The sequence below is a fragment of the Flavobacterium sp. genome (assembly GCF_046153165.1).
In the GTDB taxonomy this organism is placed as follows: Bacteria; Bacteroidota; Bacteroidia; order Flavobacteriales; family Flavobacteriaceae; genus Flavobacterium.
Window position 1 is genome coordinate 14510 of record NZ_JBJXEN010000080.1, and the last position, 25200, is coordinate 39709.

The 25200-nt window shown below is 31.7% G+C and carries 22 protein-coding genes; 6 read left to right on the top strand and 16 right to left on the bottom strand.

The window, feature by feature from the left end:
* Window positions 1–125: 125 nt before the first annotated feature.
* The 5 genes from ACKVOV_RS09465 to ACKVOV_RS09485 all read right to left on the bottom strand — a co-directional run bounded on the left by ACKVOV_RS09465 (window position 126) and on the right by ACKVOV_RS09485 (window position 9092).
* A complete protein-coding gene (locus ACKVOV_RS09465) occupies window positions 126–1571 on the bottom strand; it encodes a G-D-S-L family lipolytic protein (RefSeq protein WP_409206514.1) in 1446 nt (481 codons plus the stop codon).
* A gap of 31 nt (window positions 1572–1602) precedes the next feature.
* Window positions 1603–4416 (bottom strand): TonB-dependent receptor domain-containing protein, encoded by a 2814-nt coding sequence (locus ACKVOV_RS09470; RefSeq protein ID WP_409206515.1) that lies wholly within the window; start codon window positions 4414–4416, stop codon window positions 1603–1605.
* A 304-nt stretch (window positions 4417–4720) separates the two neighbouring features.
* Window positions 4721–6568 carry a glutamine--fructose-6-phosphate transaminase (isomerizing) gene (glmS, locus tag ACKVOV_RS09475; protein ID WP_409206516.1) on the bottom strand — a complete coding sequence of 616 codons (1848 nt, stop codon included), beginning with the start codon at window positions 6566–6568 and terminating at the stop codon, window positions 4721–4723.
* An 8-nt stretch (window positions 6569–6576) separates the two neighbouring features.
* The gene (locus ACKVOV_RS09480) at window positions 6577–8283 is read right to left on the bottom strand and encodes a DUF4270 domain-containing protein (RefSeq protein WP_409206517.1); all 1707 of its coding nucleotides are present in this window, start codon (window positions 8281–8283) and stop codon (window positions 6577–6579) included.
* On the bottom strand, window positions 8283–9092 hold the full coding sequence (locus ACKVOV_RS09485; protein WP_409206518.1) for a glycogen/starch synthase: 810 nt from the start codon (window positions 9090–9092) through the stop codon (window positions 8283–8285). The genes ACKVOV_RS09480 and ACKVOV_RS09485 overlap by 1 nt, the downstream gene beginning before the upstream one ends.
* Before the next feature lie 108 nt (window positions 9093–9200).
* Between ACKVOV_RS09485 and panC the strand changes: the two genes are divergently transcribed.
* Genes panC through radA form a run of 5 tightly spaced genes read left to right on the top strand, consistent with a single transcriptional unit; the run spans window position 9201 to window position 14088 of the window.
* Window positions 9201–10049, top strand: coding sequence for a pantoate--beta-alanine ligase (gene panC, locus ACKVOV_RS09490; RefSeq protein ID WP_409206519.1), 849 nt, complete (start codon window positions 9201–9203; stop codon window positions 10047–10049).
* Between the two features lie 13 nt (window positions 10050–10062).
* On the top strand, window positions 10063–10413 hold the full coding sequence (panD, locus tag ACKVOV_RS09495) for an aspartate 1-decarboxylase (protein ID WP_409206520.1): 351 nt from the start codon (window positions 10063–10065) through the stop codon (window positions 10411–10413).
* A gap of 4 nt (window positions 10414–10417) precedes the next feature.
* Window positions 10418–11377, top strand: a complete 960-nt coding sequence (locus ACKVOV_RS09500; RefSeq protein WP_409206521.1) for a YbhN family protein — start codon at window positions 10418–10420, stop codon at window positions 11375–11377.
* Window positions 11378–11425: 48 nt separating this feature from the next.
* Window positions 11426–12724 (top strand): alpha/beta hydrolase, encoded by a 1299-nt coding sequence (locus ACKVOV_RS09505; RefSeq protein WP_409206522.1) that lies wholly within the window; start codon window positions 11426–11428, stop codon window positions 12722–12724.
* Between the two features lie 2 nt (window positions 12725–12726).
* Complete coding sequence (radA, locus tag ACKVOV_RS09510) at window positions 12727–14088, top strand: DNA repair protein RadA (protein ID WP_409206523.1); 1362 nt, start codon at window positions 12727–12729, stop codon at window positions 14086–14088.
* A gap of 81 nt (window positions 14089–14169) precedes the next feature.
* Here radA and atpG read toward each other — a convergent pair whose 3' ends face one another.
* The 7 genes from atpG to atpB form a co-directional block, all read right to left on the bottom strand.
* On the bottom strand, window positions 14170–15030 hold the full coding sequence (gene atpG / locus ACKVOV_RS09515; RefSeq protein WP_409206524.1) for an ATP synthase F1 subunit gamma: 861 nt from the start codon (window positions 15028–15030) through the stop codon (window positions 14170–14172).
* 96 nt (window positions 15031–15126) lie between these two features.
* On the bottom strand, window positions 15127–16704 hold the full coding sequence (gene atpA, locus ACKVOV_RS09520) for a F0F1 ATP synthase subunit alpha (protein WP_409206525.1): 1578 nt from the start codon (window positions 16702–16704) through the stop codon (window positions 15127–15129).
* Between the two features lie 11 nt (window positions 16705–16715).
* Entirely contained in the window at window positions 16716–17216 is a 501-nt protein-coding gene (locus tag ACKVOV_RS09525; protein ID WP_409206526.1) for a hypothetical protein, read from the bottom strand.
* A gap of 6 nt (window positions 17217–17222) precedes the next feature.
* Window positions 17223–17756 (bottom strand): ATP synthase F1 subunit delta, encoded by a 534-nt coding sequence (atpH, locus tag ACKVOV_RS09530; RefSeq protein WP_409206527.1) that lies wholly within the window; start codon window positions 17754–17756, stop codon window positions 17223–17225.
* A 2-nt stretch (window positions 17757–17758) separates the two neighbouring features.
* Entirely contained in the window at window positions 17759–18259 is a 501-nt protein-coding gene (locus ACKVOV_RS09535) for a F0F1 ATP synthase subunit B (RefSeq protein ID WP_409206528.1), read from the bottom strand.
* A gap of 88 nt (window positions 18260–18347) precedes the next feature.
* Entirely contained in the window at window positions 18348–18539 is a 192-nt protein-coding gene (gene atpE / locus ACKVOV_RS09540; protein ID WP_077374818.1) for an ATP synthase F0 subunit C, read from the bottom strand.
* Between the two features lie 96 nt (window positions 18540–18635).
* Window positions 18636–19802: a F0F1 ATP synthase subunit A gene (gene atpB, locus ACKVOV_RS09545; RefSeq protein ID WP_409206529.1), complete on the bottom strand. Its 1167-nt coding sequence runs from the start codon at window positions 19800–19802 to the stop codon at window positions 18636–18638.
* Between the two features lie 296 nt (window positions 19803–20098).
* On the opposite strand from atpB, the gene ACKVOV_RS09550 reads away from it, so the two are divergent.
* Window positions 20099–21472 (top strand): T9SS type A sorting domain-containing protein, encoded by a 1374-nt coding sequence (locus tag ACKVOV_RS09550; RefSeq protein WP_409206530.1) that lies wholly within the window; start codon window positions 20099–20101, stop codon window positions 21470–21472.
* A 6-nt stretch (window positions 21473–21478) separates the two neighbouring features.
* Here ACKVOV_RS09550 and ACKVOV_RS09555 read toward each other — a convergent pair whose 3' ends face one another.
* The 4 genes from ACKVOV_RS09555 to ACKVOV_RS09570 are packed head-to-tail and all read right to left on the bottom strand — an operon-like array spanning window position 21479 to window position 25103.
* Window positions 21479–21871 (bottom strand): hypothetical protein, encoded by a 393-nt coding sequence (locus ACKVOV_RS09555; RefSeq protein WP_409206531.1) that lies wholly within the window; start codon window positions 21869–21871, stop codon window positions 21479–21481.
* Between the two features lie 2 nt (window positions 21872–21873).
* Window positions 21874–22104: an AtpZ/AtpI family protein gene (locus tag ACKVOV_RS09560; RefSeq protein WP_409206532.1), complete on the bottom strand. Its 231-nt coding sequence runs from the start codon at window positions 22102–22104 to the stop codon at window positions 21874–21876.
* A complete protein-coding gene (locus ACKVOV_RS09565) occupies window positions 22091–22480 on the bottom strand; it encodes a polymer-forming cytoskeletal protein (RefSeq protein ID WP_409206533.1) in 390 nt (129 codons plus the stop codon). Before ACKVOV_RS09565 ends, ACKVOV_RS09560 begins: the two co-directional genes overlap by 14 nt.
* 4 nt (window positions 22481–22484) lie before the next feature.
* Window positions 22485–25103, bottom strand: a complete 2619-nt coding sequence (locus tag ACKVOV_RS09570) for a tetratricopeptide repeat protein (RefSeq protein ID WP_409206534.1) — start codon at window positions 25101–25103, stop codon at window positions 22485–22487.
* Between the last annotated feature and the right edge of the window lie 97 nt (window positions 25104–25200).

A 25200-nucleotide genomic window follows, 5' to 3' on the forward strand; every position in this document is an offset into this window, starting at 1 on the left:
ATATAAAATCAATAATTTTTTTGTGTTTTTTAATGTCTTTTTGAAAACTGTTTTCGAAGTGTTGTTTATTTAAAAAAAAACCACCAACTTTCGTTGATGGTTTTTCACATTTATCATTATTTTGTTTAAAAAGTAGCGGGAAACTGTATTGGGTAATTTCCTAAATCTACTGCTTTAAGTGTAGAACCATATTTAGCATTAATCGCTTCTAAGAATTTATTCGCAATAAGCGCATATCCTCTTGATGATGGATGAACTCCATCTAAAGAAAAAGCACCGCCAGTTACGTAAGCAGCTGTCATGTGATAGTTTCCAAAACGAACCCCTCCGTTTACTAATTGATCCATAATTGCTTTAGCATTAACAAAAGCTAATCCGTTTGCTGTAGCAGCAGCTTCAATAGTTACATTGTAGTGATCTGTAGCAGCTTGTATTTCACTAGCTTCATCTTTAGACAATACCCATTTATCAGCTAAAGGAACGCTAACTCCATTAATTGCCGCAGGATTTCCTCCTACTAAAGTTCCAATAAATGAACTCGCTGGCAATACTAATAAATCTTCTTTTGTTGCTGGTCTATATGATGGAATTGAATAAGCTGTAAGATTCATCAAATAGTTATCTACAATAATAACAGGGTTTGAACCAACAACAAAAACCACTTTTCTTCTATCTGCTTCCGCTTGCGACAATCCTAAACCAGCCACAGCGGCTGTTAAACCTGCATTATATGAAGCAAATCCTGAATTTAGTTGAGCAACTTGAGTAGCGTTAAGAGTTACTGGATTATATGGAACTCTAGTGAAATAAGGTAAAGTACTTACATATGGTAAATTTGCAACTACTCCTTTTTTCCCTCCAGCAGCTAATTGACTAGCTAAGGCATTGTATGCACCATCAAAAGTTGCGTTTGGAGTGATATTATTTCCTGTTGAAGCCGATTCTGTAGTAGTTACTCCACCTCCTGTAGCATATCCTAAAACATCGTTTCCTCCAATCCATAAAGAAAAGAAAGTTGGATTTTGTGATAATGCGTCTGCTAAAACAGTTGTAGTAGCTGATGATGCAAATCTAGCAAAATAAGGACTTGCAGTTCCAGCTGGAACTCCAGCTGGGCTTCCGTAATTTGGAGCTAATAAATGGTAACTTTTAGCACCTGGAACACCCATATTATTAAAAGACCCTGTTAAATGATTTAACACCTCCGTAACTGGAGCTCCAGCAACACTTACAGGACCAACGCCATTAAAATATAATCTTGTTCCTGCTATAGGTGTTCCACTAAATAACAAACCTCCTAAATTATCATCTCCACAAAAAGGCGTGTTAAAAGCTCCTCCTCCTACTTGACTAAATTGTCCTGCAAGAATGTTAGGGTATGAATTTTGTTGTCCTTTTTTAAACAAAGCTCCATCGCTATAACCTGCAGCGAATGAATCTCCTAATGCTACATATTTAGAAAAATCGGCTGAACCAGCAGTTGCAGGAGTGTCTGTAACTACTTCATCATCATTATTACATGCTACAAAGCTTAAAGAAACTAATAGTAGCCATTTTATATTTTTTATCATAATTCTTTATTTATAAAGTTATTATATTTTATTATGGATTAATAGTCCAAGAAGCATAGTATTGTTGTCCTATTGCTCCAGCTCCTAATACTTGTATGTAATCTTTACCACCTAAATTAGCACCACCAACTTTTATTACTGATTTTAAGAAAGGTATTGCGTAGTTAACTTGAGCATCAAAAACAACATTTTCTGGAACCATACCATCAATAAATGATGATTGCCACAAATACTCACTATTCCATCTTACATTTGTATTGAAACCAAAGTTTTTAAATAATTTATCATTACCAAAACTTGCTTTTGCTCTATGTTTAGGTGTGTTGAAACCAACTTCAAAACTTGGATCTAATGATTGATCAAAATCAAATTGAGAATAGTTATAACTTCCTCCTAATTCGAAGTTTTTATATACTTTTCTAGACAAACCTACTCCAACTCCTAATGAATTTACTTTAGCTTTAGAGTTTGTATATACTTGGTATGTTCTTCTATCACCGTTAGCTAAAGCCGCAACTGAAAGTGGTGTTCCAACAGTACCATATAAAGGTGCAATTGTATTTGTTTGACTTAAGAAATCATTATAGATATTATAATATCCATTAATATCTACAGAAAACCCTTTAATTGAAGTACGGTAACCTAAATCTATTGCTTGCACTCTTTCTGGTTTAACTAATCCTGGTGTTGCTATTACTAATTTTGATGCATCTGAAGTCGCTGCAAATTCTTTAAACGATTCAACTGTATATGAATTATAATATGCATTTTCTCCATTCATTTGAACTGTTGCAGGATTACCTAAAAGTTGCCCAGCAGCACTTACGCTTCTAGTTTCAGTATATCTTGCTAAGTTTTCAGGTGCAGAACCAATTAATGCGAATGGACCTAAGTCTAATCCGATATATTGATCTTGTGTAGTTGGGTTACGGAAACCTGTTTGATAAGAAACTCTAAAATTATGTTGTTTGCTTGCGCCAGCACCATAAGTTGCAGATATTCTAGGAGAGAAACTTCCGTCGAAATTTTTAGATTTGTCATAACGAACAGATCCTGTAAGTTTTAATCTGCTGTCCATTAATTTAGTTTGAATTTGAGTATAAACTCCATATTCATTATATTTTAAAGAACCATCATAATCTGTAAAAATAGATCCGTAAGAATTCATTACATATTGTCTTGCAGAACCTCCAACTTGAATTTCAGCGAATTTTACTAAATCTCTAAAGTTATAATTTACATCTCCGTGGTAGATTTTTGAATTGTCTTGAAATTTAGATCCTTTTGTAAAGTCTGGATCTGCTGTTATCTTAGCTAATGCTTTATTAAACTGCTCAGATCCTGGTTCAAATCTTGGTCCGTTTGGAGCTGTAGGATTTAATGGATCAACATTAGGGCTTAATATTAAAGGATTAATTAAAGGATTAACATTGTAATCCGCAAAATTTCTAGCATAGTTTGCTGCAGTATTAGCATCGTAACCTAGCATTGCACTTGACAATTGAAAAGCTTTTGCATAATCTGTAAACCAGTTAGTATCAGATTTTGCTTCTCTATTTATGTTCCAAGCTGTAAAACGTGTATCATAAGAATCTCCTGCATTTTCAGATGTTCTGTAAACTCTTGCAAAGAAATTTTTCCCTTTTACTTCTAATTTAGATTGATCCATATAGAAGTTTTTAAGTGCATATCTGTTAGCTCCTTGATAAACTGTATTACCAAAACCTAATTTGTGTTGCAAGATAATTTCAAAATCATTTGCCCATGGCTTAAAGTGTAATGAGAAATCCGCTTTTACACTTTCAATCTTATTATCTGTTAAGTCTTGTTCTTTATATCCTGTTCTACTTACTTGTCCTACATTTGGGATAAAAGTAGTTACTTCATCTCCATATAAATTTACTCCATCGTAGTTTTGGTTGGTTCCATGTCCTATTGCACCATTATCTACAGCTCCATTAGAAACATTTCTATCATCTGAAGCAATCCATTCTTTAGCAGATAAATAAGAGAAATTCCCTTTTGCAGCAAAATGATCTGTAAATTTTTTAGCGGCTCTAAATCCGAAGTCATAAAAAGGATTATTTCCTGCTGTTGTTTGAGACGTTTGTCCGTATTTCAAATACGTTGAGATTCCTTCTTTAACGAAAGGACTTCTACTGTTCATAAACATAACTCCATTAAATGCATTTGCACCATATAATGCAGAAGAAGCACCTGGCAATATTTCGACACTTGCAACATCAATGTCAGAAACTCCTAATAAGTTTCCAAGTGCGAAATTTAATGCTGGAGAAGAGTTATCCATACCATCAACTAACTGTAAAAAACGGGTATTTGCAACAGTTGCAAAACCTCTTGTATTAACAGACTTAAAGTTAAAACTACTGGTATTAAAATGAACATCTTTTAAATTTTCTAGTCCCTCGTAAAATGAAGGAGCTGTTGTGTTTTTAATATCCTTTAAACCCATTCTTTCTATAGTTACAGGCGATTCTAGAATTCTTTCTGGAGCTCTAGATGCTGATACTACAATTTCGTTAAGAGATGTAGTTGAAGATTCTTCAGATAAAACAACAACAACAACTTGTTCTTTAGATGATATTACAACGGTTTGACTAGCATAACCCATCATCGATACATCAATTGAAATTGGAAATTCTTGGTTTTTAAGCAGAAACTTTCCGTCGAAACCCGCAGAGGTTAATATTGACGTTCCTACTACTTTAACATTCGCGCCGGGTATAGGCTGATTGTTACTGTCGGTAATTGTACCTGAAATTGTGTTTTGCGCAAACGAGATTCCGCAAAAAAACAATGACAAAATAATAAAGTAGATTCTCATTCGTTTTGAATTTTATTGGTTTAGATAGCCAAATTACAAATATTTTTAATATTATTATTAAAGATTGATAAAAAAATTACCGTAGATAGTAGGTTATATGCAATTTTTAAAACTTATTTTTCCTTATTCTTTAAAGATTTAATACCATTTTAACATTTAGAGTTAAAATAAATACTATGCACACATAATAATTGTCATTATACTTGTGATTATTTAAAAATTTGTTACTTAAATAAAAATTATTAATTGTATAAAAAAAGCGAGATAAAATCTCGCTTTTAATAAAATATATGCTTTTTTTTATTTATTCTACAGTAACAGACTTAGCTAAATTTCTTGGCTGATCTACATTACATTCTCTCATTACTGCAATATGGTATGATAATAATTGTAAAGGAATTGTTGTTAATAAGGGAGACATGGCATCAGCTGCATCTGGAATTTCAATTACATAATCTGCTAATTCGCGAACTTGTGTGTCGCCTTTTGTTACAATTGCAATTATTTTTCCACTTCTTGCTTTAATTTCCTGAATATTACTCACCACTTTATCATAATGTCCTTGTTTTGGAGCAATTACTACAACTGGCATGTGTTCGTCTATTAAGGCAATTGGTCCGTGCTTCATTTCTGCTGCCGGATAACCCTCTGCATGAATATAAGAAATTTCTTTTAGTTTTAAAGCTCCTTCTAACGCTACTGGAAAATTATAGCCTCTTCCTAAATATAGGAAATTTGTGGCATCTTTAAAAACTGCCGCAATTTCTTTAGCTTTATTATTTGTTAATAAAGCTTCTGTAACTTTTTCAGGGATAATTTCTAGTTCTTGTAAATATCTATGAAAATCTGAATTTGATAAAGTTCCCTTTGCTTTTGCTAAACGCAAAGCAATCATAGTTAATACAGTGATTTGTGTAGTAAAAGCTTTTGTAGAGGCTACCCCAATTTCTGGACCAGCATGTGTGTAAGCTCCTGCGTGTGTCTCCCTAGAGATTGAAGAACCTACAACATTACAAACACCAAAAACAAACGCTCCTTTTTCTTTAGCTAGTTTTATTGCAGCAAGTGTGTCTGCTGTTTCTCCTGATTGAGAAATAGCAATAATAACATCATCTTTATTTATAATTGGATTTCTGTATCTAAATTCTGAAGCGTATTCTACTTCAACTGGGATACGTGCAAATTCTTCAAATATATATTCTGCTACTAATCCCGCATGCCAAGATGTTCCGCAGGCAACTATTACTATTCGTTGGGCGTTTATAAATTTATCTATGTTGTCTTCAATTCCAGCCATTTTTATTAGACCTTCATTTGCATGAAGACGACCGCGGTAAGTATCTTTTATTACATTTGGTTGCTCATAGATTTCTTTCATCATAAAATGATCGTAACCTCCTTTTTCAATTTGTTCCAAATTCATTTGAAGTTCTTGAATATAAGGATCTACAAGAGAATCATCTTTTATTTTACGGATCTTTAATGGTTTATTTAATCTTACAATAGCCATTTCTTCGTCCTCTAAATAAATAGCATTTGAAGTATATTCGATAAATGGAGTTGCATCTGAAGCTATAAAAAACTCATCTTTACCTATTCCTATTGCTAAAGGACTTCCTAAACGGGCCACAACTATTTCGTCCGGTTTTTGTTTGTCAAAAACACATATCGCATAAGCTCCTATTACTTGGTTTAAAGCAATTTGAACTGCTTTTCCTAACTTAAGGTTGTCTTTCTTTTGTACATCTTCAATAAGATTTACTAATACTTCTGTATCTGTATCAGATTTAAAAGTATAACCTCTTTTGATTAATTCTTTTTTTAATGGCTCATAATTTTCTATAATTCCATTATGAATTATAGCCAAATTTCCTGAGTTTGATAAATGTGGATGTGAATTTACATCGTTAGGTACTCCATGAGTTGCCCAACGAGTATGACCCATTCCTATTGTGCCATTGGTAGAAATTTCTTTTAATGATTTTTCTTCAAGATCAGAAACTTTTCCTTTGGTTTTAGATAGTTTTAAATCTTTTCCGTCATAAAGCATAATACCAGCACTATCATAACCTCTGTATTCTAGACGCTTTAGTCCTTTTATTATAATTGGGTATGCTTCTCTATAACCTATATATCCAACAATTCCACACATATATTTTATTAATTAGGTTTTGTATAATAAATTTCTAGTTTTATTTTTTTGTCGTTAGGTACGCCAGATCCACTTCCATAAAGTACCGTTCCTATAGGATTTACAACAGACATTACAGGGAAATATTTTGATGTTTTTAATATATTAGCTCCACTATTATCCTTCATTGTGTAAGTAAAAGGATTTTTAAAACCTGCATTACTTACTGTATTTATATTTTCTGTTACAACTAATCCTAGCTTCACATTTGTAGAATCTTTTGTAATATCATTTAACCCATCGGCATTTTTGTAATTACCGTTTTTCACAAGATTTCTAATATAATTTGTAATTCTTATTTTATATTTTGTTCCTCGTGTTGTACCGCTGTAACTAACTACATTAGAGTTGTTGTCTAAAAGTGATCCTCCGTGAATATACTTGTTATATTTTGAATTTCCACTTGTAGATAAATCGTAATAATAATCTATAATTGGCCTTCTATTTGTTAAATCATATAAATATAATCTATTTGGTTCTGGCTCTGTAGTTCCCATAGTAGTTTGGTCTACATAAAAAGTAATACTCGCATCGTTTATTAACCAACCTTCATTTCGCATTTTATTTAATTCTAATGCATTTTTGTTTAGTTCTCCTCCAAATAAATCAAGAACCGCCATAGATCCTTGTCCACCTTTTAAATATAGTCTATCTGGATTTGTAACTGGCGCTGTGTATGAGTTAAAATAATTTGCGGTTGGTTCGTCATTTATTAAATTTACCGTATTTCCAGACATATTTAAAACAATTGTTTTCCTGTCTTTTGCTACTGTTGTTGAATTTGCGGCGGCAGTAGAAGAGTGGTCATGATATACTATTGTAACAGAACCTCCAGCAAAATTCATTCTCGCCATTGTTCCTTGATTAGGACTTGAAGGAGAATCTTCAGCTTTAAAGTACAATCCTTTAAAATAACTCTTAAAAGCATTATTATTAACCAGTTTATCCGAAGATGCCTGTATAATAGCTGTTTGAAAATAGTTTTTAGTTGCTGTATCTAAATTAAAAAACAATCCTGGAGCAAGTCTTTGCTTTACAGTTCCTGACGAGTTTAATAATTTAATTTCTGTGTTTTTAAACTCAAAATTATCCTCTGTGGCTAAAATTTGGTCTTTTACTGCATCAATTTCTGGCTGTTGGTCGTTGTAATATTTTTGTGCTTCTGTTGACCCACCTGATGGATCAAAGTCTCTTAGATAATAACCTGAACGATATATGCTTAATTTAATTGGTTTCTGAGCTATTTTTTTTGCAGGTAAAATAGAGTCTAATTCCTCATAAGTCCTGTCCCCAGTTGTTTCGTCTGTACTCGAAAGCGTTGCATAATAAGGCACATATATGTATACAGAATCTACTTGGATAGTAGAAGGTGTATCATAAAAAGTAGGAGCAACCACTGCTAATTGCAACTGTGTTACAAAACTAGCTTTACTTTTTCCGAAAACACTATTGTTATAATATCCTAATGAATTTATAGGTAGGTTGTTAGTTTGAACCGCGCCTGTGTTTTGATTATCAGCCGAGATAGCCAGTGGGCCTGTATAATTTTCAAACAAGAAATTCTCGTTCCCTATAATATCTGCTCCCAATGTGTTATAATCTTTGTCGCATGAAACGAAAAATATAGCAACCAAAACAACAACTGTTAGCTTTCTTAAAAAAGTGGTATTCATCATTAACCTAATATTTGATTTTTGTAAAATTGTGTGTACGCCTCTGCGAACTCATCTTTGTGGGCGAAAGGTAAAAAAGGTTTTTTTGAAGCTTCTATAAATTTTGTTAAATTTGAAGAAATGCTTTCTGAGGCAATAACAATACCATCGGAATGATTTATTGATGCCATCATGATATTCTCAAAAGTAGGATTGTCTAGCTCAGCAATTGCACTTTGAGCAATACCATCAAATTGTATTTTTTTGCTCATTTCAAGATCTAAACTTCCATCGAAAGACTGATTAAATACTGATGTTACAATTTTAGTATCGGCAAATAATGCCTCATCTTTATAAAAATGTTTCATGTATATAGGAAGCATTGCCGCCATCCAGCCTTGCACATGTATAATATCTGGAACCCAATTTAATTTTTTAACCGTCTCTACAACTCCTTTTGCAAAGAAAATGGCACGTTCATCATTATCAGGAAACATGACACCTTCTTCGTCTGTAAAAGTAGCTTTACGTTTAAAGTATTCATCGTTGTCAATAAAATAAACTTGAATTCTCTCTTTTGGTATCGATGCGACTTTAATAATTAGTGGCATATCCGCATCATTTACAACAAGGTTCATTCCCGAAAGACGAATAACTTCATGTAATTGATGTCTTCTTTCGTTTATATTGCCATAACGTGGCATAAAAATTCTTATTTGTCCGCCCTGATCATTAATCATTTTTGGCACATCATACGACATTAAAGAAACCTCATTTTCAGCAAGATAAGGCACTACTTCAGATGATACATATAAAATTCTTTTATCCTCCATTTTTTATTTTGTTTAGGCTTTAGGACATAAATCATTTGCAAAATTACAAAAATTTATGTTGATATTGACTAAAATAGTAAGTTTGCACTGAATTTTAATGTTTTACGCATGACTATTTTTGACAAACAAAATGAGTTAAAAGCTTATTTGAAACCTTTTTTACAAGAAAAGAAAACAATTGGATTTATTCCCACCATGGGTGCTTTGCATGAAGGACATTTGTCTTTAATGAAGAAATCTTTAAAAAATAATGACTATACTGTTGTAAGTATTTTTGTAAATCCAACTCAATTTAACAACTCAGATGATTTAGAAAAATACCCTAGAACATTAGAAGTTGATGCTGAGAAAATAAAATCGTTAAACCCAGAAATTATAATTTACGCACCTTCTGTTGATGATATTTATGAAGGCAAAACAGTCTCAAAATCATTTGATTATGATGGTTTAGAGTTTGAAATGGAAGGCAAACACAGACCAGGACATTTTGACGGAGTAGGAACAATTGTAAAAAAATTGTTTGAAATCGTGAATCCTACAAATGCCTATTTTGGCGAAAAAGATTTTCAGCAATTGGCAATTATTCGAAAATTAGTCAAAAAAAATAATCTGCCAGTAAACATTATTGGTTGTGAGATTTTTCGTGAAGCAAACAAACTAGCCATGAGTTCTAGAAACGAACGCCTTTCGGCAGATGAAAGAACAAAAGCATCTATAATTTATAAAACTTTGGTCGAAGCCAAGAACCTTTTTGGCACGAAAAGTGCTAACGAAGTAACCAAATGGGTCATAAAAACGTTTAAAAAACAATCTGTGTTCGAGTTAGAATATTTTGAAATTGCTGATGAAGAGACACTTCTTACCTGCAAACGTAAAAATAAAAATAAAAAATATCGGGCCTTTATTGCAGTTTTTGTGAACAATATAAGATTGATTGATAACATTTCATTAAAATAATTACCTTTGTACCATGCAAATTGAAGTTGTAAAATCTAAAATACACCGAGTAACAGTAACTGGCGCCGATTTAAATTATATTGGCAGTATTACTATTGACGAGGTTTTACTAGAAGCCTCAAACATAATTGAAGGCGAAAAAGTAAATATTGTAAACATAAATAACGGAGAACGTTTTGAAACTTATGCTATAAAAGGCGCAAAAAATTCAGGCGAAATTACCCTAAATGGTCCCGCAGCTCGAAAAGTTCATAAAGGAGATATTATCATAATTATGTCTTATGCTCATATGGATTTTGAAAAAGCAAAAACCTTCAAGCCTTGGTTAGTTTTCCCTAACGAAAAAGATAATTCACTGAAATAATATTTTGAAAAAAAGAATTGGTAAATGGCTCTCTATAGGACTACCTCTTATTTTAGGAATATATCTTATACAATATAAATACAACGAGTTCTCTCACGAACAGATACATGAAATAAAGAGATATTTTAAAAACGCTAATTATTTCTATATCTATTTGTCTTTATTTATCGCGCTTTTTGGTTTTATATCACGAGCCTATCGCTGGAAATACGCAATACAACATTTAGGTTATCAAACACACTTTTATAACAACTTAATGGCTGTCTGTGTTGGCTATTTTATGAATCTTACTATCCCAAGGTCTGGCGAGTTCTCACGAGCTTTAGTGTTAAAAAAGTATGAAAATATGCCTTTCGATAAAGCTTTTGGAACAATTGTTGCCGAAAGGGTCGTAGATACACTTATTTTTTTACTGTTTATTTTTGCTTCATTATTACTTCAGTTTAATGTTCTTAAAGGCTATATATTGGCAAAAATCCCTATTGTAAATCTAATTATTTTAGCTTCTATTGGATTTGTCGGATTTGTTGTTTTTCTTCTTGTGTGGATGTATTCTAAATGGAAAATAATTCACACTATCAAAGAAAAACTTTCAGGATTAATAGAAGGTATGAGCAGCATTCTGAAAATGAAAAATAAATGGCAATTTATTTTTCATTCATTATTCATATGGTTTACCTACATTTTAATGTTTTATGTTACCATATTTGCTTTAAAAGAAACTAGTAATATTAGCTTTGGTGCAGTAACTATAGCCTTTATATTTGGGACCTTAGCTGTAGGTTTTACAAATGGTGGTTTTGGTGTTTACCCATTAATTATCGCCGAAATATTTATGTTGTATGGAGTTCCTGATACTGCTGGAACAGCTTTTGGATGGTTAACCTGGGCTTCACAAACCGTTTTGATGGTCGTTTTAGGAGGCTTATCATTTTTGTTTCTTCCTCTATTAAATAGAAAATAATTATTATATTGCTACTTAAAAAACACTCACTCTTATAATTTTTACATTATGAAAAATATATTCCTAACCGTCTCTTTTTTATTTTCGATAATGCTTTTTTCTCAAACTACAACCGAGACAATTCATTCGGCAAAATTAGAAGCTGATAGAGAAATAACAATAAAATTACCCTCATCTTACGAGAAAAATATTGAGAAAAAATATCCTTTAGTTTTAGTTTTAGATGGCGAGTATCTATTTGCTCCTTTTGAAGGAAATCTTGCGTTTGGAAATTATTGGGACGATATTCCTGAAGTTATCTTAATAGGAATAAACCAAAATGCAAAAGAAGAACGTTATGATGATTCCGAATTTGACTCAGCAACTGGATTGCCATCAAAAAAAGGAGGTGCGTTTTTTGAATTTATTGCTGCCGAGTTAATTCCTCATCTAGAAAAAAAATACAGAGTTGCACCATTCAAAATTATTGCAGGACTAGATGCTACAGCAGGTTTTTTAAATTCATTTTTGTATAAAGATATTCCTCAATTTACAGCCTATATTTCTTTAAGCCCTGAATTAGCAAAAGGAATGATAGAAAGAATTCCTGAAAGATTAGCTGCTACAAAAGAACCTTTGTTTTATTACCAAGCAACATCTGATGGAGATTTAAAAAAGTTTCAAACCCAAATAAAAGCATTAGATAAAAATATTGCTGCAATAAAAAATCCTTTGTTAAATTACAAATTTGATGATTTCAAAAATGCTTCTCACTACTCTCTAGCATTAAATGGAATACCGAATGCTTTATACCAAATTTTTTCAATTTACCGACCTATTTCGTCTATAGAATACCAAGAGAAAATTGCTGTATTACCTGATAATCACGCAAAATACTTGACCGACAAGTACGAAACTATAGAAAAATCATTAGGTATAAAAATGAATGTTAGATTAAGTGATTTTAAAGCAATTGAAAATGCAATTTTAAAATCAGGTGATTTTAAAGGTTTTGAAGAGTTAGCTCAAATTTCGGGTCAACAATATGAGAAAAGTATGCTTTATGATTACCACATGGCAATGTTTTATGAAAAAACAAAAGATATAAAAAAAGCAGTAAAATATTATCAAAATGCTTTCATGAAAGAAGAAATTCGTGATTTAACAAAAGACATGATGATGAATAAAGCAGAAGATTTAAAAAAATTAATCCCTGTAAAAGCTAAAGGATTAAAAGGAGGTAAAGCTAAAGAAATTATTGAAGAAGAAGTTCCAGCAACTGATGCTCCTACAACAGACGCTCCTGCTACTGATACACCTACAACAGATACTCCTGCAGAAACTCCAACCGAAGAGAAAAAACCATAATAATGGCCAAAGTAAAAACATCATTTTTTTGCCAAAGTTGTGGATCACAATATTCTAAATGGCAAGGACAATGTAACGCATGCAAAGAATGGAATACAATTGTTGAAGAAATTATTCAAAAAGAAGAAAAAGTAGCTTGGAAAGCCGAAACATCGGAAGTAAAAAAAGCCTCTAAACCACTTTTAGTAAAAGAAATAGATTCAACACAAGAAATCCGAATGGATACTTGCGATGGTGAATTAAATAGGGTTTTAGGTGGTGGCATTGTACCTGGTTCATTAATTCTTTTAGGTGGAGAACCTGGTATTGGAAAAAGTACGCTTCTGCTTCAAATCTCTTTAAAATTACCTTATAAAACACTTTATGTCTCTGGTGAAGAAAGCCAGAAACAAATAAAAATGCGTGCAGAACGCATTACACCAAATGGTGATAATTGTTACATTCTTACCGAAACTAAAACACAGAACATATTTCGTCAAATTCAGGAAATTGAGCCTGAAATTGTAATTATCGATTCTATACAAACACTACATACAGATTATATAGAATCGTCTCCAGGAAGTATTTCTCAAATTAGAGAAACTACTGCCGAATTAATAAAATTTGCTAAAGAAACTAATATTCCTGTTATTCTAATTGGTCACATTACTAAAGATGGAAGCATTGCTGGACCAAAAATTTTGGAACACATGGTTGATACTGTTTTGCAGTTTGAAGGTGACCGAAATCACGTATACAGAATTCTTCGTTCTCTAAAAAATCGATTTGGTTCTACTGCAGAGTTAGGAATTTATGAAATGCAAGGTTCTGGATTACGAGAAGTATCTAATCCGTCAGAAATTTTAATTTCTCACAAAAATGAAGAGCTATCAGGAACTGCGATCGCATCAACTCTCGAAGGAATGCGTCCATTAATGATAGAAATTCAAGCCTTAGTTTCTACGGCTGTTTACGGAACACCCCAACGAAGTACCACTGGTTACAATGCAAAACGACTAAATATGATTTTAGCTGTTTTAGAAAAAAGAGCTGGTTTCCGTTTAGGAGCTAAAGACGTGTTTCTAAATATTACAGGTGGTATTTCGGTAGATGATCCTGCAATAGATTTAGCAGTTGTAGCTGCCATATTATCATCAAACGAGGATATTCCAATCAATAAAGATTTCTGTTTTGCAGGAGAAGTAGGACTTTCGGGAGAAATTCGTCCTGTAAATCGTGTAGATCAACGCATTCAAGAAGCAGAAAAATTAGGTTTTTCGACTATTTATGTATCTAAATACAACAAAATTTCATTAAAAAATACTGGAATAAAAATACAATTGGTAGCAAAAATTGAAGATATAGTTAGCCAATTGTTTGGATAAAAAAAAGCCGTATTAAATAATTTTTAATACGGCTTTTTTTTATATTATATTTTTAAGATTTGAAAATATATGTTATTTTTCTTATCCTTTCAGAGCTTCCGCTCCACCAACAATTTCTAATATTTCATTAGTAATTGCTGCTTGACGTGCTTTATTGTATGTTAATTTTAATTGGTCTCTTAATTCAGTTGCGTTATCTGTTGCTTTGTGCATTGCAGTCATACGAGCACCGTGTTCTGAAGCAAATGAATCTCTAATCCCTTTATATAATTGAGTTTTCAATGATTTAGGAATCAATGTTAATACAATTTCTTCTTTAGATGGTTCAAAAATATAATCCCCTGTAGAAACTGGCTTATCTGATTTTATAGGTGCTAATGGCAAAAATTGTTCTGTTTGAACGATTTGTGTCGCCGCATTCTTAAACTGATTGTAAATCACTTCAATTCTGTCATAATCTCCAGCAACAAACTTGTCAGTTAGTGTTTGAGCAATTATTGCCACATTATCGAAAGTTAAAGCATCAAAAACTGAACTCTGATTATCAACAACAGAAAGGGTTTTACTTAAAATATCATTTCCTTTTTTACCAATAGCAAAAACATCTACTTGTTTTCCTGCATAAAAATCTGCACGACTTTTTACTTCCTTAATTACATTAGTATTAAAAGCACCACACAAACCTCTATTTGAAGTAATGGCAACTACTAATACTTTTTTAATTTCACGTTGTTTTGTGAACTCTCCACCCGCATCACCATCTAGTGTAGCAGAAAGATTTTGCAATAATTCCGTTAGTTTTTCGGCATAAGGTCGCATAGCTGTAATAGCATCTTGTGCTTTTTTCAGTTTTGCTGCAGAAACCATTTTCATTGCCGATGTAATTTGCATCGTCGATGAAACGGAAGTAATTCTATTACGGATTTCCTTTAAATTTGCCATTTATTCGTTTTATTTTAAATTATAAATGTTGAATTATAAATTTTAAAAAGTGACAAGCACAATTCAAAATTTATAATTCAAAATTTAAAATAATAATTAATTATATTTTGCTGATATTTCTTTAGCTGTTTTTTCGATAACATCTGTAATATTATCATCCAATTTACCGGCTTTAAGAGCATCTAGCGTATCTCTGTGTTTGTTGTTTAAGTACTCGATAAAATCTTTTTCGAATTCTTTCACTTTATTTACAGGAACATTTCTTAATAAATTTTTAGAACCAGCATAGATAATAGCTACTTGATCTTCAACAGTATAAGGAGAGTTTAAACCTTGTTTCAAGATTTCAACATTTCTTTTACCTTTTTCAATTACATTTAATGTAACAGCATCTAGATCAGAACCAAATTTAGCAAATGCTTCCAATTCACGGAATTGTGCTTGGTCTAATTTTAATGTTCCAGCTACTTTTTTCATTGATTTAATCTGAGCATTACCTCCAACACGAGATACAGAAATACCTACGTTAATTGCAGGACGAACTCCAGAGTTAAACAAATCTCCGTCAAGGAAAATCTGTCCATCAGTAATCGAGATTACGTTTGTTGGAATGTATGCAGAAACATCACCTGCTTGTGTTTCGATAATTGGCAAAGCGGTAAGTGAACCTCCTCCTTTTACGATTGGACGTAAAGAATCTGGTAAATCATTCATGTTTTTTGCAATATCATCATCAGCAATTACTTTACAAGCTCTTTCTAATAAACGAGAGTGTAAGTAAAAAACGTCTCCAGGATATGCCTCACGTCCCGGTGGTCTTCTTAACAAAAGAGAAACCTCACGGTAAGCAACTGCTTGCTTAGATAAATCATCATAAACTATCAATGCTGGACGACCTGAATCTCTAAAATATTCTCCAATTGCAGCTCCAGCCATTGGGGCATAAACTTGCATTGGCGCTGGATCAGAAGCATTAGCAGCAACAATAACTGTATAAGCCATTGCGCCTTTTTCTTCTAACATTTTTGCGATTCCTGCTACAGTTGAAGCTTTTTGTCCAATTGCAACATATATACAAAATACAGGTTTTCCTGCATCGTAAAATTCTTTTTGATTTAAAATAGTGTCAATACAAACAGTTGATTTACCTGTTTGACGGTCACCAATAACCAACTCACGTTGTCCACGACCTACTGGAATCATAGCGTCTACTGCTTTGATACCTGTTTGTAAAGGCTCTGTAACTGGTTGACGGAAGATAACTCCAGGAGCTTTTCTTTCTAAAGGCATTTCGTATAAATCTCCACCTATTGGTCCTTTTCCATCAATAGGAAAACCAAGCGTGTTAACTACACGACCTACCATTTGTTCTCCAACTTTTAGAGAAGCAATACGTTGTGTTCTTTTTGCAGTTGAACCTTCTTTGATTCCTGTAGATGTTCCTAAAAGTACCACACCCACATTGTCTTCTTCAAGATTCAAAACGATTCCTTCTAGACCATTGTCAAATTCTACAAGCTCACCATATTGAACATTTGACAGCCCGTAAATACGAGCAATACCATCTCCAACTTGAAGTACAGATCCTACTTCTTCTAGCGTAGCACCAGATTCAAAACCTGATAATTGTTTCTTTAATATTGCTGAAATTTCAGCTGGTTTAATTTCTGCCATAATAGTATATATTATCTTCCTATGTTTATGTTTACGCCAGATCTTCTTGGCTCTTCTCTAATTATTACTGTTTCTGATTTTCTATTGCTGTATTTATCTGAAAACTCATTTCCATATTTTTCAACTAACAAGTCAATTTTTTCCTCATTAAGTGTCAAATCTTCATTTATTGCTTTAGATAAATATAGATTTTTTAATACATCTTTATAATTTGTTTGCAATTCAAATTGCTTTTTTAGTCCTAAAAATTTTATAACAAAATAAGAAATACTTCCATCTTTATTATATTGACTTATTGGTTCTGCATCTTGAACCACAATCATCTTTATAAAAACAATTTCTTCATCATTTTTATTTAATAATGAAAATGTATAATTAGCCGGTTCTAAGCATTTTATCCAATTAACCTCATCAACAGTTACATATCCACTTTTAACTCTTACCTTTTGTGAAAAAGTTAAAACAGTAAAGAATAAAAATAAAAAAGTAAAGAAAATCTGTTTTTTTTTCATAAATAACTAGTTACTTAATTCTCTTTTTAATACTTGTAATCTATTAGCAATTGAAGCATTATATTGCTTATCGCCTATTTTTAAAATAAATCCTCCAATAATTGAAGCATCTACAATATTTTCTATTGTCACTTTTTTGTCTGAAAAAGTTGCGATTTTAGCTTTTACTTTGGCTTCTAAATCAGCATCCATAGGAATGGCTGTGGTAACTTTTGCTACTTCAATACCATTTTCTTCATCAAATAATTTATTGTATTCTGTAGCTGTTGCACTAAGAATTTCAAATCTTTTATTTTCAAACAATAAATGAAATAAGCTTTTTGTTACTCCATTTGTGCTAGCAAAAACTTCTAACAACGCATTTTCTTTAGCTTCCACTTTGATAGTTGGGTTTTGAATAAAAGAATCCAATTCCGAATTACCATTGATAGTTGTTACTACTAAAAACATATCATTACTTACTTCTTTAGCTACATTTTTTGATGTTGCTAAGTCTAGAATTGCTTTTGCATAACGAATTGCTGCTCTTGTACTTGACATAATTAATTTAATTTAACGTCTCCTAACATTTTCTCAACCAATTTAGTTTGAGCTTCTTTGTTAGATAATTCGTCTTTTAATAATTTTTCAGCAATTTCTATAGAGAAATTTGAAACTTGAGATTTCAATTCTGCCATAGCAGCATTTTTTTCACTTTCGATTGCAGCTTTTGCTTGCTCGATCATTTTAAGACCTTGTGCTTGCGCTTCAGTTTTAGAATCGGCAATCATTTTTTCTTTTATTTCGCGAGCTTCTTTTAGCATACCATCACGCTCTAATCTTGCTTCTTGCAAAATGCGTTGATTGTCTGCCTGAAGGTTTTGCATTTCTTTTCTTGCATTTTCTGCCGAAAGTAATGCGCTTTTTATTCCGTCTTCTCTTTCATTAACCGCATCAAGAATTGGTTTCCAAGCGAATTTTTTAAGTAAGAGTATTAATCCAACAAATATTACCACTTGCCAAATAAACAAACCAAACGAAAAATCATTTATTAACTTATCCATTATATATAATTATAAATTTTTAATGTTTTAATTATTAAAAGCAATAGTTACAACCAACCGTTGCAAACTATTGCTTTTTGAGTTTTAATTAAGCTGCGAATAACGCTGCGAAACCAATACCTTCAATAAGTGCAGCTGCAATAAGCATAGCTGTTTGGATTTTTCCTGAAGCTTCTGGTTGACGAGCAATAGCGTCCATTGCTGAACCACCAATTCTACCAATACCTAAACCTGCTCCGATTACAATTAATCCTGCTCCTACAATAGTTGGAATTTGCATAATATATATATTAAAAATTAAACATTCTTTCTTTGTTGTTGAATCGAAAATTTGCTGAATCGTTGAATCGGTTAAACAAATTAACGGTTAAACATTTTAGTGATGAGCTTCTTCGTGATGATGCTCTTCGTTTCCAGCTCCAAAATACAATGCTGATAACATTGTGAAAATATATGCTTGTAAAAAAGCCACTAATATTTCAAGTATCGATAATGCAAATGCTAATCCGAAAGACAATGTGCTTCCGATCCAGCTTTTAAAAATAAACATCAAACCAATAATACTCATCAATACTACGTGACCTGCTAAAATATTAGCGTACAAACGAATCATTAATGAAAATGGTTTGATAATTGTTCCTAATAATTCTATTGGAGCTAAAATAAATTTCATTGGAGTTGGCACACCTGGCATCCAGAAAATGTGTCCCCAATAACTTTTATTTGCTGTAAATGTTGTAATCAAATACGTAAGTAAAGCTAATGATGCTGTAATGGCAATGTTTCCAGTAACATTAAATCCTAGCGGTGTTAATCCTAAAATATTTAAGAAGAAAACAAAGAAAAAGATGGTTAACAAATAACTCATGTATTTTTTATATCCTTTTTCTCCAATATTTGGAATTGCAATTTCGTCACGAACATATAATACTAATGGTTCGAAAAAGCGACCCGCTCCTGAAGCGATACCATTGTTCTTAGCATACGATTTTCCTAAGCTAGAAAACAAGAAAAACATTAATAATGCAATTCCTAAAATTCCTATTACACTTTTTGTAATAGATAAATCTAACGGACGAACATTTTCTGGATGACCTCCATGTCCTTCAATTAATGTTCCTGTAGCATCAGTTTTGTATATTTTTTCGTGGTGCAAGACATAAAAATTACCATTATGTTCAGCTATTTTTTCTCCATGATTAAATTTTGAAGAAGAGAAAACCTGTAAACCTTTATCCCAAAGAATAATAGGTAACGAAAAACCATAGTGTTCTCCTGTTTCTTCATTTGCAGAAAATGTAAAATCATGTGCATCAAGTAAGTGATGGTTTATGAATTCCTTAATCTTAGATTTTACATCTGTTGACTCTTTATGAGTTTCTTGAGAAACTTCATCTTTAATAGCTGTAGTTTCAGAAACAGTACTAACTGCATTGGCCTTTACCTTTGTAGTATCTGTAACTGTTTTTGCAAAACTAAACAACGGAAGACAGACAATTACTGCCGTCAATATAAATCTAAGTGGATGCTTTGAAATTACCATATATAAAAAACTATATTTCTGCGTTTGTAAATTTGGTGCAAAGGTACATTTTTTATTAATATTCAAAAACGATATAGCTTGTTTTTTAATCTATTCTTTATTTTATTAAATTTACGTGTGTGTTTTCCGACTATAAGTTATCAACAAATTAATATTTATTTTCAAAACATGTTATTTAAGGTGTTGATTTTGTCAGCAATAAAAGACCGTTTGTCGAATAGTTGTTGATAAAAATTGTTAATAAGTTATTTTTTTATATATTAGACAAAATATATTTAAACAGAAATTAATAAATTATGAAAAGAAATTTACTTATTTTATTTATTAGTCTATTTTATATAAATCTATCTGCACAATGTTGGCAGTCTGTTTCCGCAGGAGGATCTCATACTTTGGGAATAAGAACCGGGGGGACATTATGGGCTTGGGGAAGAAATAATGCTGGGCAATTAGGCACTGCGGGAGTTCCTTCAACTTGGTCTACTGTCCCTTTACAAATAGGAACCGATTCAAACTGGCAAACAATTTCTGCTGGAAACTCACACAATATTGCTATAAAAACTGATGGTACACTCTGGACTTGGGGAAGAAACCAAGCCAGCCAACTTGGGGACGGGAGTACAACAAACTCTAATATTCCTATTCAGATTGGAACAGCTACTGACTGGCAATTTATTTCTGCTGGTGACGAATATGTTCTTGCTATAAAATCTGACGGAACGTTATGGGCGTGGGGCGATAATACCTACGGACAATTAGGCGACAATACAACTATAAATAAAACTATCCCAACTCAAATAGGAACAGACACTAATTGGCTACTGGTTTCTGCAGGAACTAATCATACATTAGCAACAAAAACTAATGGCACTTTATGGGCGTGGGGAAGAAATAATACCGGACAATTAGGAGACAATACAACTGTAAACAAAATAATTCCTACACAAATTGGCTCAGGTACAAATTGGCAGAATGTTATGGCAAGTATATTGCATAGTGTTGCAACAAAATCTGACGGAAGTCTTTGGACTTGGGGAGACAACACAAATGGTCAGCTTGGAGATAATACTGTGATTGGAAAAACATCTCCAATAAACATTCCTGCAATAGTAAATTGTAGTTGGATATCTAAAGGGCATCAACATAGTCTTGCTAAAAAATCCGATGGTACATTATGGTCATGGGGAGGAAATGCATCAGGACAACTTGGTGATGGTACAAATAGTCAAAAAAATATTCCTGTTGGAGTTTCTGGCTTAGCGACAGATTGGATTATGGTAAATTCGAAACTAACACATACTGTGGCTTTAAAAACTGATGGTAGTTTATATGCTTGGGGAACAAATTTATATGGGCAATTAGGTGATGGATCAACCTCTGCAAAAAACATTCCAACCATAATTACTTGTCCAACTCTATCTATTGATGAAAATACATTTGCTGGTAAATTAACTGTCTATCCAAACCCTACAACTTCTGTTTTAAATATTAGAGGAAATAACAACCTAATCTTTAATAAAATTATAATTACAAATTTGTATGGCAAAATTGTTTTTGAAAACAAAGGAAATAGTACTCAGATTAATATCGAAAACTTAGCTTCTGGATTATACATTATTCAGGCATTTTATGAAGAAGGTAGTTATCAAAATAAATTTATCAAAAACTAAAAGTTATTACTCTTTTTTGTTCAATGTTTTAATAGTTAAAACTGTTTCTATAGTTAAAAATACTAAGAATAATATAAGGAAATTCCATTTTTGAAGCGAATTATCTTCGGTTTCTTGTTTTAAAATTGAAGAGCCAAATCCGAAGCAAACCATCATTTTAATTAATGTTAGTAACAAAAAAACATTCCCAACAATGTCAATATTTTTTTCTTTGACTCTAATTAGTATTAATTCAATTACTACAGAAAATGCTCCAAAAAATAAATATAATTTCTCTAATGAGTATGTAAAAGCACCTTGATTAAGCTTAAAAATAGAAAAAATTAATTTGTGAGCAAGATAAATTATTCCTACAATTAGTGCTAAAACTCCAATTGCTTTTATATATTTTTTAAACATATTTAAGAATTTTTACCCATCTCATTTACTTGACGATATACATTATATAAAGCCAAAAATACACCCACCAAAGTAAGAACTTTGTAGTAACATATCTCATCGTTTTTATAATTTGCATCTAACCAAAATCCAAGTCTATAAAACAAATAGATAATGGCTCCCATTTGTATTGGAATATTAATAAGTGAAAGCCATTTTGTGCTATTTTTTTTTTCTTGATTATTGTTCTCCATGTGCGGGCAAAGCGGGTTTTGAAGCTGTTTTCATAACACAAGACGCACTAAAATCGGCTCCTGGTTCTACCGAAAGTTTTTCACAGGTAACCTCTCCTTGTATACTAGCTTTGTTTTTTACACTTAAAATTTCTTGAACAATAATTTTTCCTTTAACCATTCCTTCTACATCTACATTTTGACAAAAAATATTTCCTGTAACAATTCCTGCAGGACCTATAACTAACTTTCCTTTTGAAGTAAAATTACCTATAAGATGTCCATCTAGTCTAAAATCGGCTGTCGATTCAATATCTCCTTTTATAGTTGTTGCTTCAACAATTCTGTTGGTTTTTCCGAGTAATTCTGTATATGATTTTGGGCTTTTTTCAAACATTTTATTATTGTTTTAATTCGAGGTATTTGTTGTAATTTTTCTTAACTTGAATTACTGAATAATTCTCGCTAGAAATTACTTTGGCTGGGGTTAAAATTTTATAATCTTTACTGTCTTTAAGAATACTTACAAAATAGTCTGAATATTCTTTTGATTTTATCCCATGTACTACAACAAAGTTTTCCGTTTCATTATACACATCATAAGAAACTGAAAAGGTATCATATTGTTTTTCTTTGATGTATTTGTTTATTTTTTCGATTAATGTTTTAGTTTCTTCGTCATCTCGACCACCACATTTATATAAAATTTTCCAGTTTTTTGACAATGTGTCGTTTACAAAAACCATTTGTTCTAAAGTTGGAATATTTACCCTAATAATTTCTTCCGCTTGTTTTCCTTCTTTTGTATTTGGAAAGTTTAATGCTACATAATTTAATGCTTTTTTATACTCTTCAACACCTTTTAGTTTACCTATTGCACTAGCTTTTAGCAACTCGAATTTGGGTATTAAATCATCTCCCGCAAATTGTGCTAAGCTTTTTTCTATAGTTCCTAAAAGGGTAATATATTCTTGATTCCCAAATTGTTTATATATTGTTTTATAAACATCTTCTGGAGTTTGTGCAATCGTATTTTCTTCTGCTATTGTTCCGCTTAAAATTTGCGCATATCTTGTATTTGGGTAATTTTCAATGATTTTATTTTTAACAATTTCCGCTTTAGATTTATCTATAATTTCATAAATTTTATACAAATTGTACATTGCTGGCAAGACTAGTCTCTCTTCCGGATTACTTTTTAATAACACCTCAAATTTAGACGCTGATAATTTGTATTCTTTAAATTTCTCTTTATAAATAACTCCTAACTGATAATTGGCAAAATTTCTTTCTCTTGCCAAACTGTCTAAAACTTTTTGTGAAGTTGGAAGTTGTTTTAAATAAAAATCTGCTTGATATTTTTCTACTACTTCTTCTGGTTTTACATTGTTGTTTACAATAACTTCTTCATCAGATATTTTTGTTTTTTCTGATTGAGCAGACCATCTCCAGTTATCATTTAATGTTCGTTTTCCCCATTTTTTTAAAAATTCTACTTTGCCATAACTTACGGTTGTTGGACTATAGAAATAAAAGGCGTTATTGTTTCCGCTCTCGAAAGCAGTAGGACTTGGCGGTAGAGAAATTTGATCCGTTGCTTGTCCTTTTACAACAGTTTTTCTTCCGTCTCTAGGACCCGTATCTACATCCTGAATTCCTGTATTTGATCTTGCATTCTCCTTTTTTTGTTTCTCTTCAAGTAATTTTTTAGCTTCTTCCTTTGCTTTAATCTTTACTATATAATCTTCAAAAAATTCTTTTTGTTCATTTTTAGAAAGGGAAGCAATATTTAATATACTGTCATTATTCTGAACAATTCCTTCATATTTAATAACATCAACCAAGTTTTCGCGTTTTTTCTCAATACTAAAATATTCACGATTCTTTTTAACTAATCGAGTTAATGTACTATCATAATATTTTCCTGCAGTTAAATATTTAGTTTTATCGAAGTAAATTGTTGCTAAATTCTTATAAGTTGTTGCTTGTAAATAAATGTCTTCAGACTTAGACCTTAATGATTTATTATAAAACTTAATTGCCTGATCTTTTTTGTTTAGCTTATCATAAAAAGAAGCCATCTGGTAATTTAAAATATCATGGTATGGCCTATTTTCTCTGTCTTTAAAAAGTTTTGCATATTTTTTTAAAAAAGCAACGGTGTCTTCTGTTTGATTTATTAATTCAGATTGTTTTGCATGCGATTGCATCACATATTGTTTAGGTGATTTTCGCTTCATTTTAATAATTTCTTCAAATTCTGTATAGGCACTATCTTTGTATTGTAAAGATTGATATAACTGACCTAAAATAAAATGATATCGCGCTTTTTCTTCTTTTAGTTTTGTTGAAATTAGTGCAATCTTTAATGGTGCAATTGCACTGTCTTTTTCCTCCAAATTAATATATGCTTGAGATAAAATTGCATTTGCATCGGCAAAAACTTGAGGTTTTATTTTATTGTTTTTTATAAGTCTTTTAAGATTTTTAATAGCTAAAGCGTCATTTTCTAATCTAATATTTGTTTTTTCTCTCCAAATTTTCGCTTCATATATTTTATCTGAATTAGGATATTTATACAAAATATAATTAAACGCTTCTAAAGCAGGAATAAATCGTTGGTCGTAATAGCGCGATTTACCTAAAAGTAGATACGCTTCGTCCATTTGCGTGTTTTTTTCACGACCATCAATATTCATCGAATGTTTTTGTATCGCTTTTGTTGCTTTGGTTTCGGCACGTTCAAAGTTTTGATTTTTTGTTTTTTGCCCTGGCAACATTGATTCCTCCAGAATTTGCATTCTTTCTACTGGTAAAACTTCCCAAAAATTATCTTTGTATCCGCTTTTTAAATCATTAATACCCAACTGTAAAGCCACGTTTCCGTTATACAAAACATTATATTCTGAATTTAGAGCATGCCAATTTCTATTTACAAAAGAGTTCTTCTTTGTAGAACAGGCTACAACTAAAATTAATAAAATAGAAAAAGAAATATATTTTAAACTGTTTGTTTTCAATGTAAAAGATTTTAATCATTAACTTCTAAAAATCAAATTTAGTATTAATGACTGGTAAAAATACGTTTCTTTTTTAAATTCCGAAAATAAAGTATTT

Excerpts from the sequence above, each read along its gene's own strand:
- ACKVOV_RS09465 (WP_409206514.1), bottom strand. The coding sequence starts at position 1,571 with ATGATAAAAAATATAAAATGGCTACTATTAGTTTCTTTAAGCTTTGTA.
- ACKVOV_RS09470 (WP_409206515.1), bottom strand. The coding sequence starts at position 4,416 with ATGAGAATCTACTTTATTATTTTGTCATTGTTTTTTTGCGGAATCTCG.
- glmS (WP_409206516.1), bottom strand. The coding sequence starts at position 6,568 with ATGTGTGGAATTGTTGGATATATAGGTTATAGAGAAGCATACCCAATT.
- ACKVOV_RS09480 (WP_409206517.1), bottom strand. The coding sequence starts at position 8,283 with ATGATGAATACCACTTTTTTAAGAAAGCTAACAGTTGTTGTTTTGGTT.
- ACKVOV_RS09485 (WP_409206518.1), bottom strand. The coding sequence starts at position 9,092 with ATGGAGGATAAAAGAATTTTATATGTATCATCTGAAGTAGTGCCTTAT.
- panC (WP_409206519.1), top strand. The coding sequence starts at position 9,201 with ATGACTATTTTTGACAAACAAAATGAGTTAAAAGCTTATTTGAAACCT.
- panD (WP_409206520.1), top strand. The coding sequence starts at position 10,063 with ATGCAAATTGAAGTTGTAAAATCTAAAATACACCGAGTAACAGTAACT.
- ACKVOV_RS09505 (WP_409206522.1), top strand. The coding sequence starts at position 11,426 with ATGAAAAATATATTCCTAACCGTCTCTTTTTTATTTTCGATAATGCTT.
- radA (WP_409206523.1), top strand. The coding sequence starts at position 12,727 with ATGGCCAAAGTAAAAACATCATTTTTTTGCCAAAGTTGTGGATCACAA.
- atpG (WP_409206524.1), bottom strand. The coding sequence starts at position 15,030 with ATGGCAAATTTAAAGGAAATCCGTAATAGAATTACTTCCGTTTCATCG.
- atpA (WP_409206525.1), bottom strand. The coding sequence starts at position 16,704 with ATGGCAGAAATTAAACCAGCTGAAATTTCAGCAATATTAAAGAAACAA.
- ACKVOV_RS09525 (WP_409206526.1), bottom strand. The coding sequence starts at position 17,216 with ATGAAAAAAAAACAGATTTTCTTTACTTTTTTATTTTTATTCTTTACT.
- atpH (WP_409206527.1), bottom strand. The coding sequence starts at position 17,756 with ATGTCAAGTACAAGAGCAGCAATTCGTTATGCAAAAGCAATTCTAGAC.
- ACKVOV_RS09535 (WP_409206528.1), bottom strand. The coding sequence starts at position 18,259 with ATGGATAAGTTAATAAATGATTTTTCGTTTGGTTTGTTTATTTGGCAA.
- atpE (WP_077374818.1), bottom strand. The coding sequence starts at position 18,539 with ATGCAAATTCCAACTATTGTAGGAGCAGGATTAATTGTAATCGGAGCA.
- atpB (WP_409206529.1), bottom strand. The coding sequence starts at position 19,802 with ATGGTAATTTCAAAGCATCCACTTAGATTTATATTGACGGCAGTAATT.
- ACKVOV_RS09550 (WP_409206530.1), top strand. The coding sequence starts at position 20,099 with ATGAAAAGAAATTTACTTATTTTATTTATTAGTCTATTTTATATAAAT.
- ACKVOV_RS09555 (WP_409206531.1), bottom strand. The coding sequence starts at position 21,871 with ATGTTTAAAAAATATATAAAAGCAATTGGAGTTTTAGCACTAATTGTA.
- ACKVOV_RS09560 (WP_409206532.1), bottom strand. The coding sequence starts at position 22,104 with ATGGAGAACAATAATCAAGAAAAAAAAAATAGCACAAAATGGCTTTCA.
- ACKVOV_RS09565 (WP_409206533.1), bottom strand. The coding sequence starts at position 22,480 with ATGTTTGAAAAAAGCCCAAAATCATATACAGAATTACTCGGAAAAACC.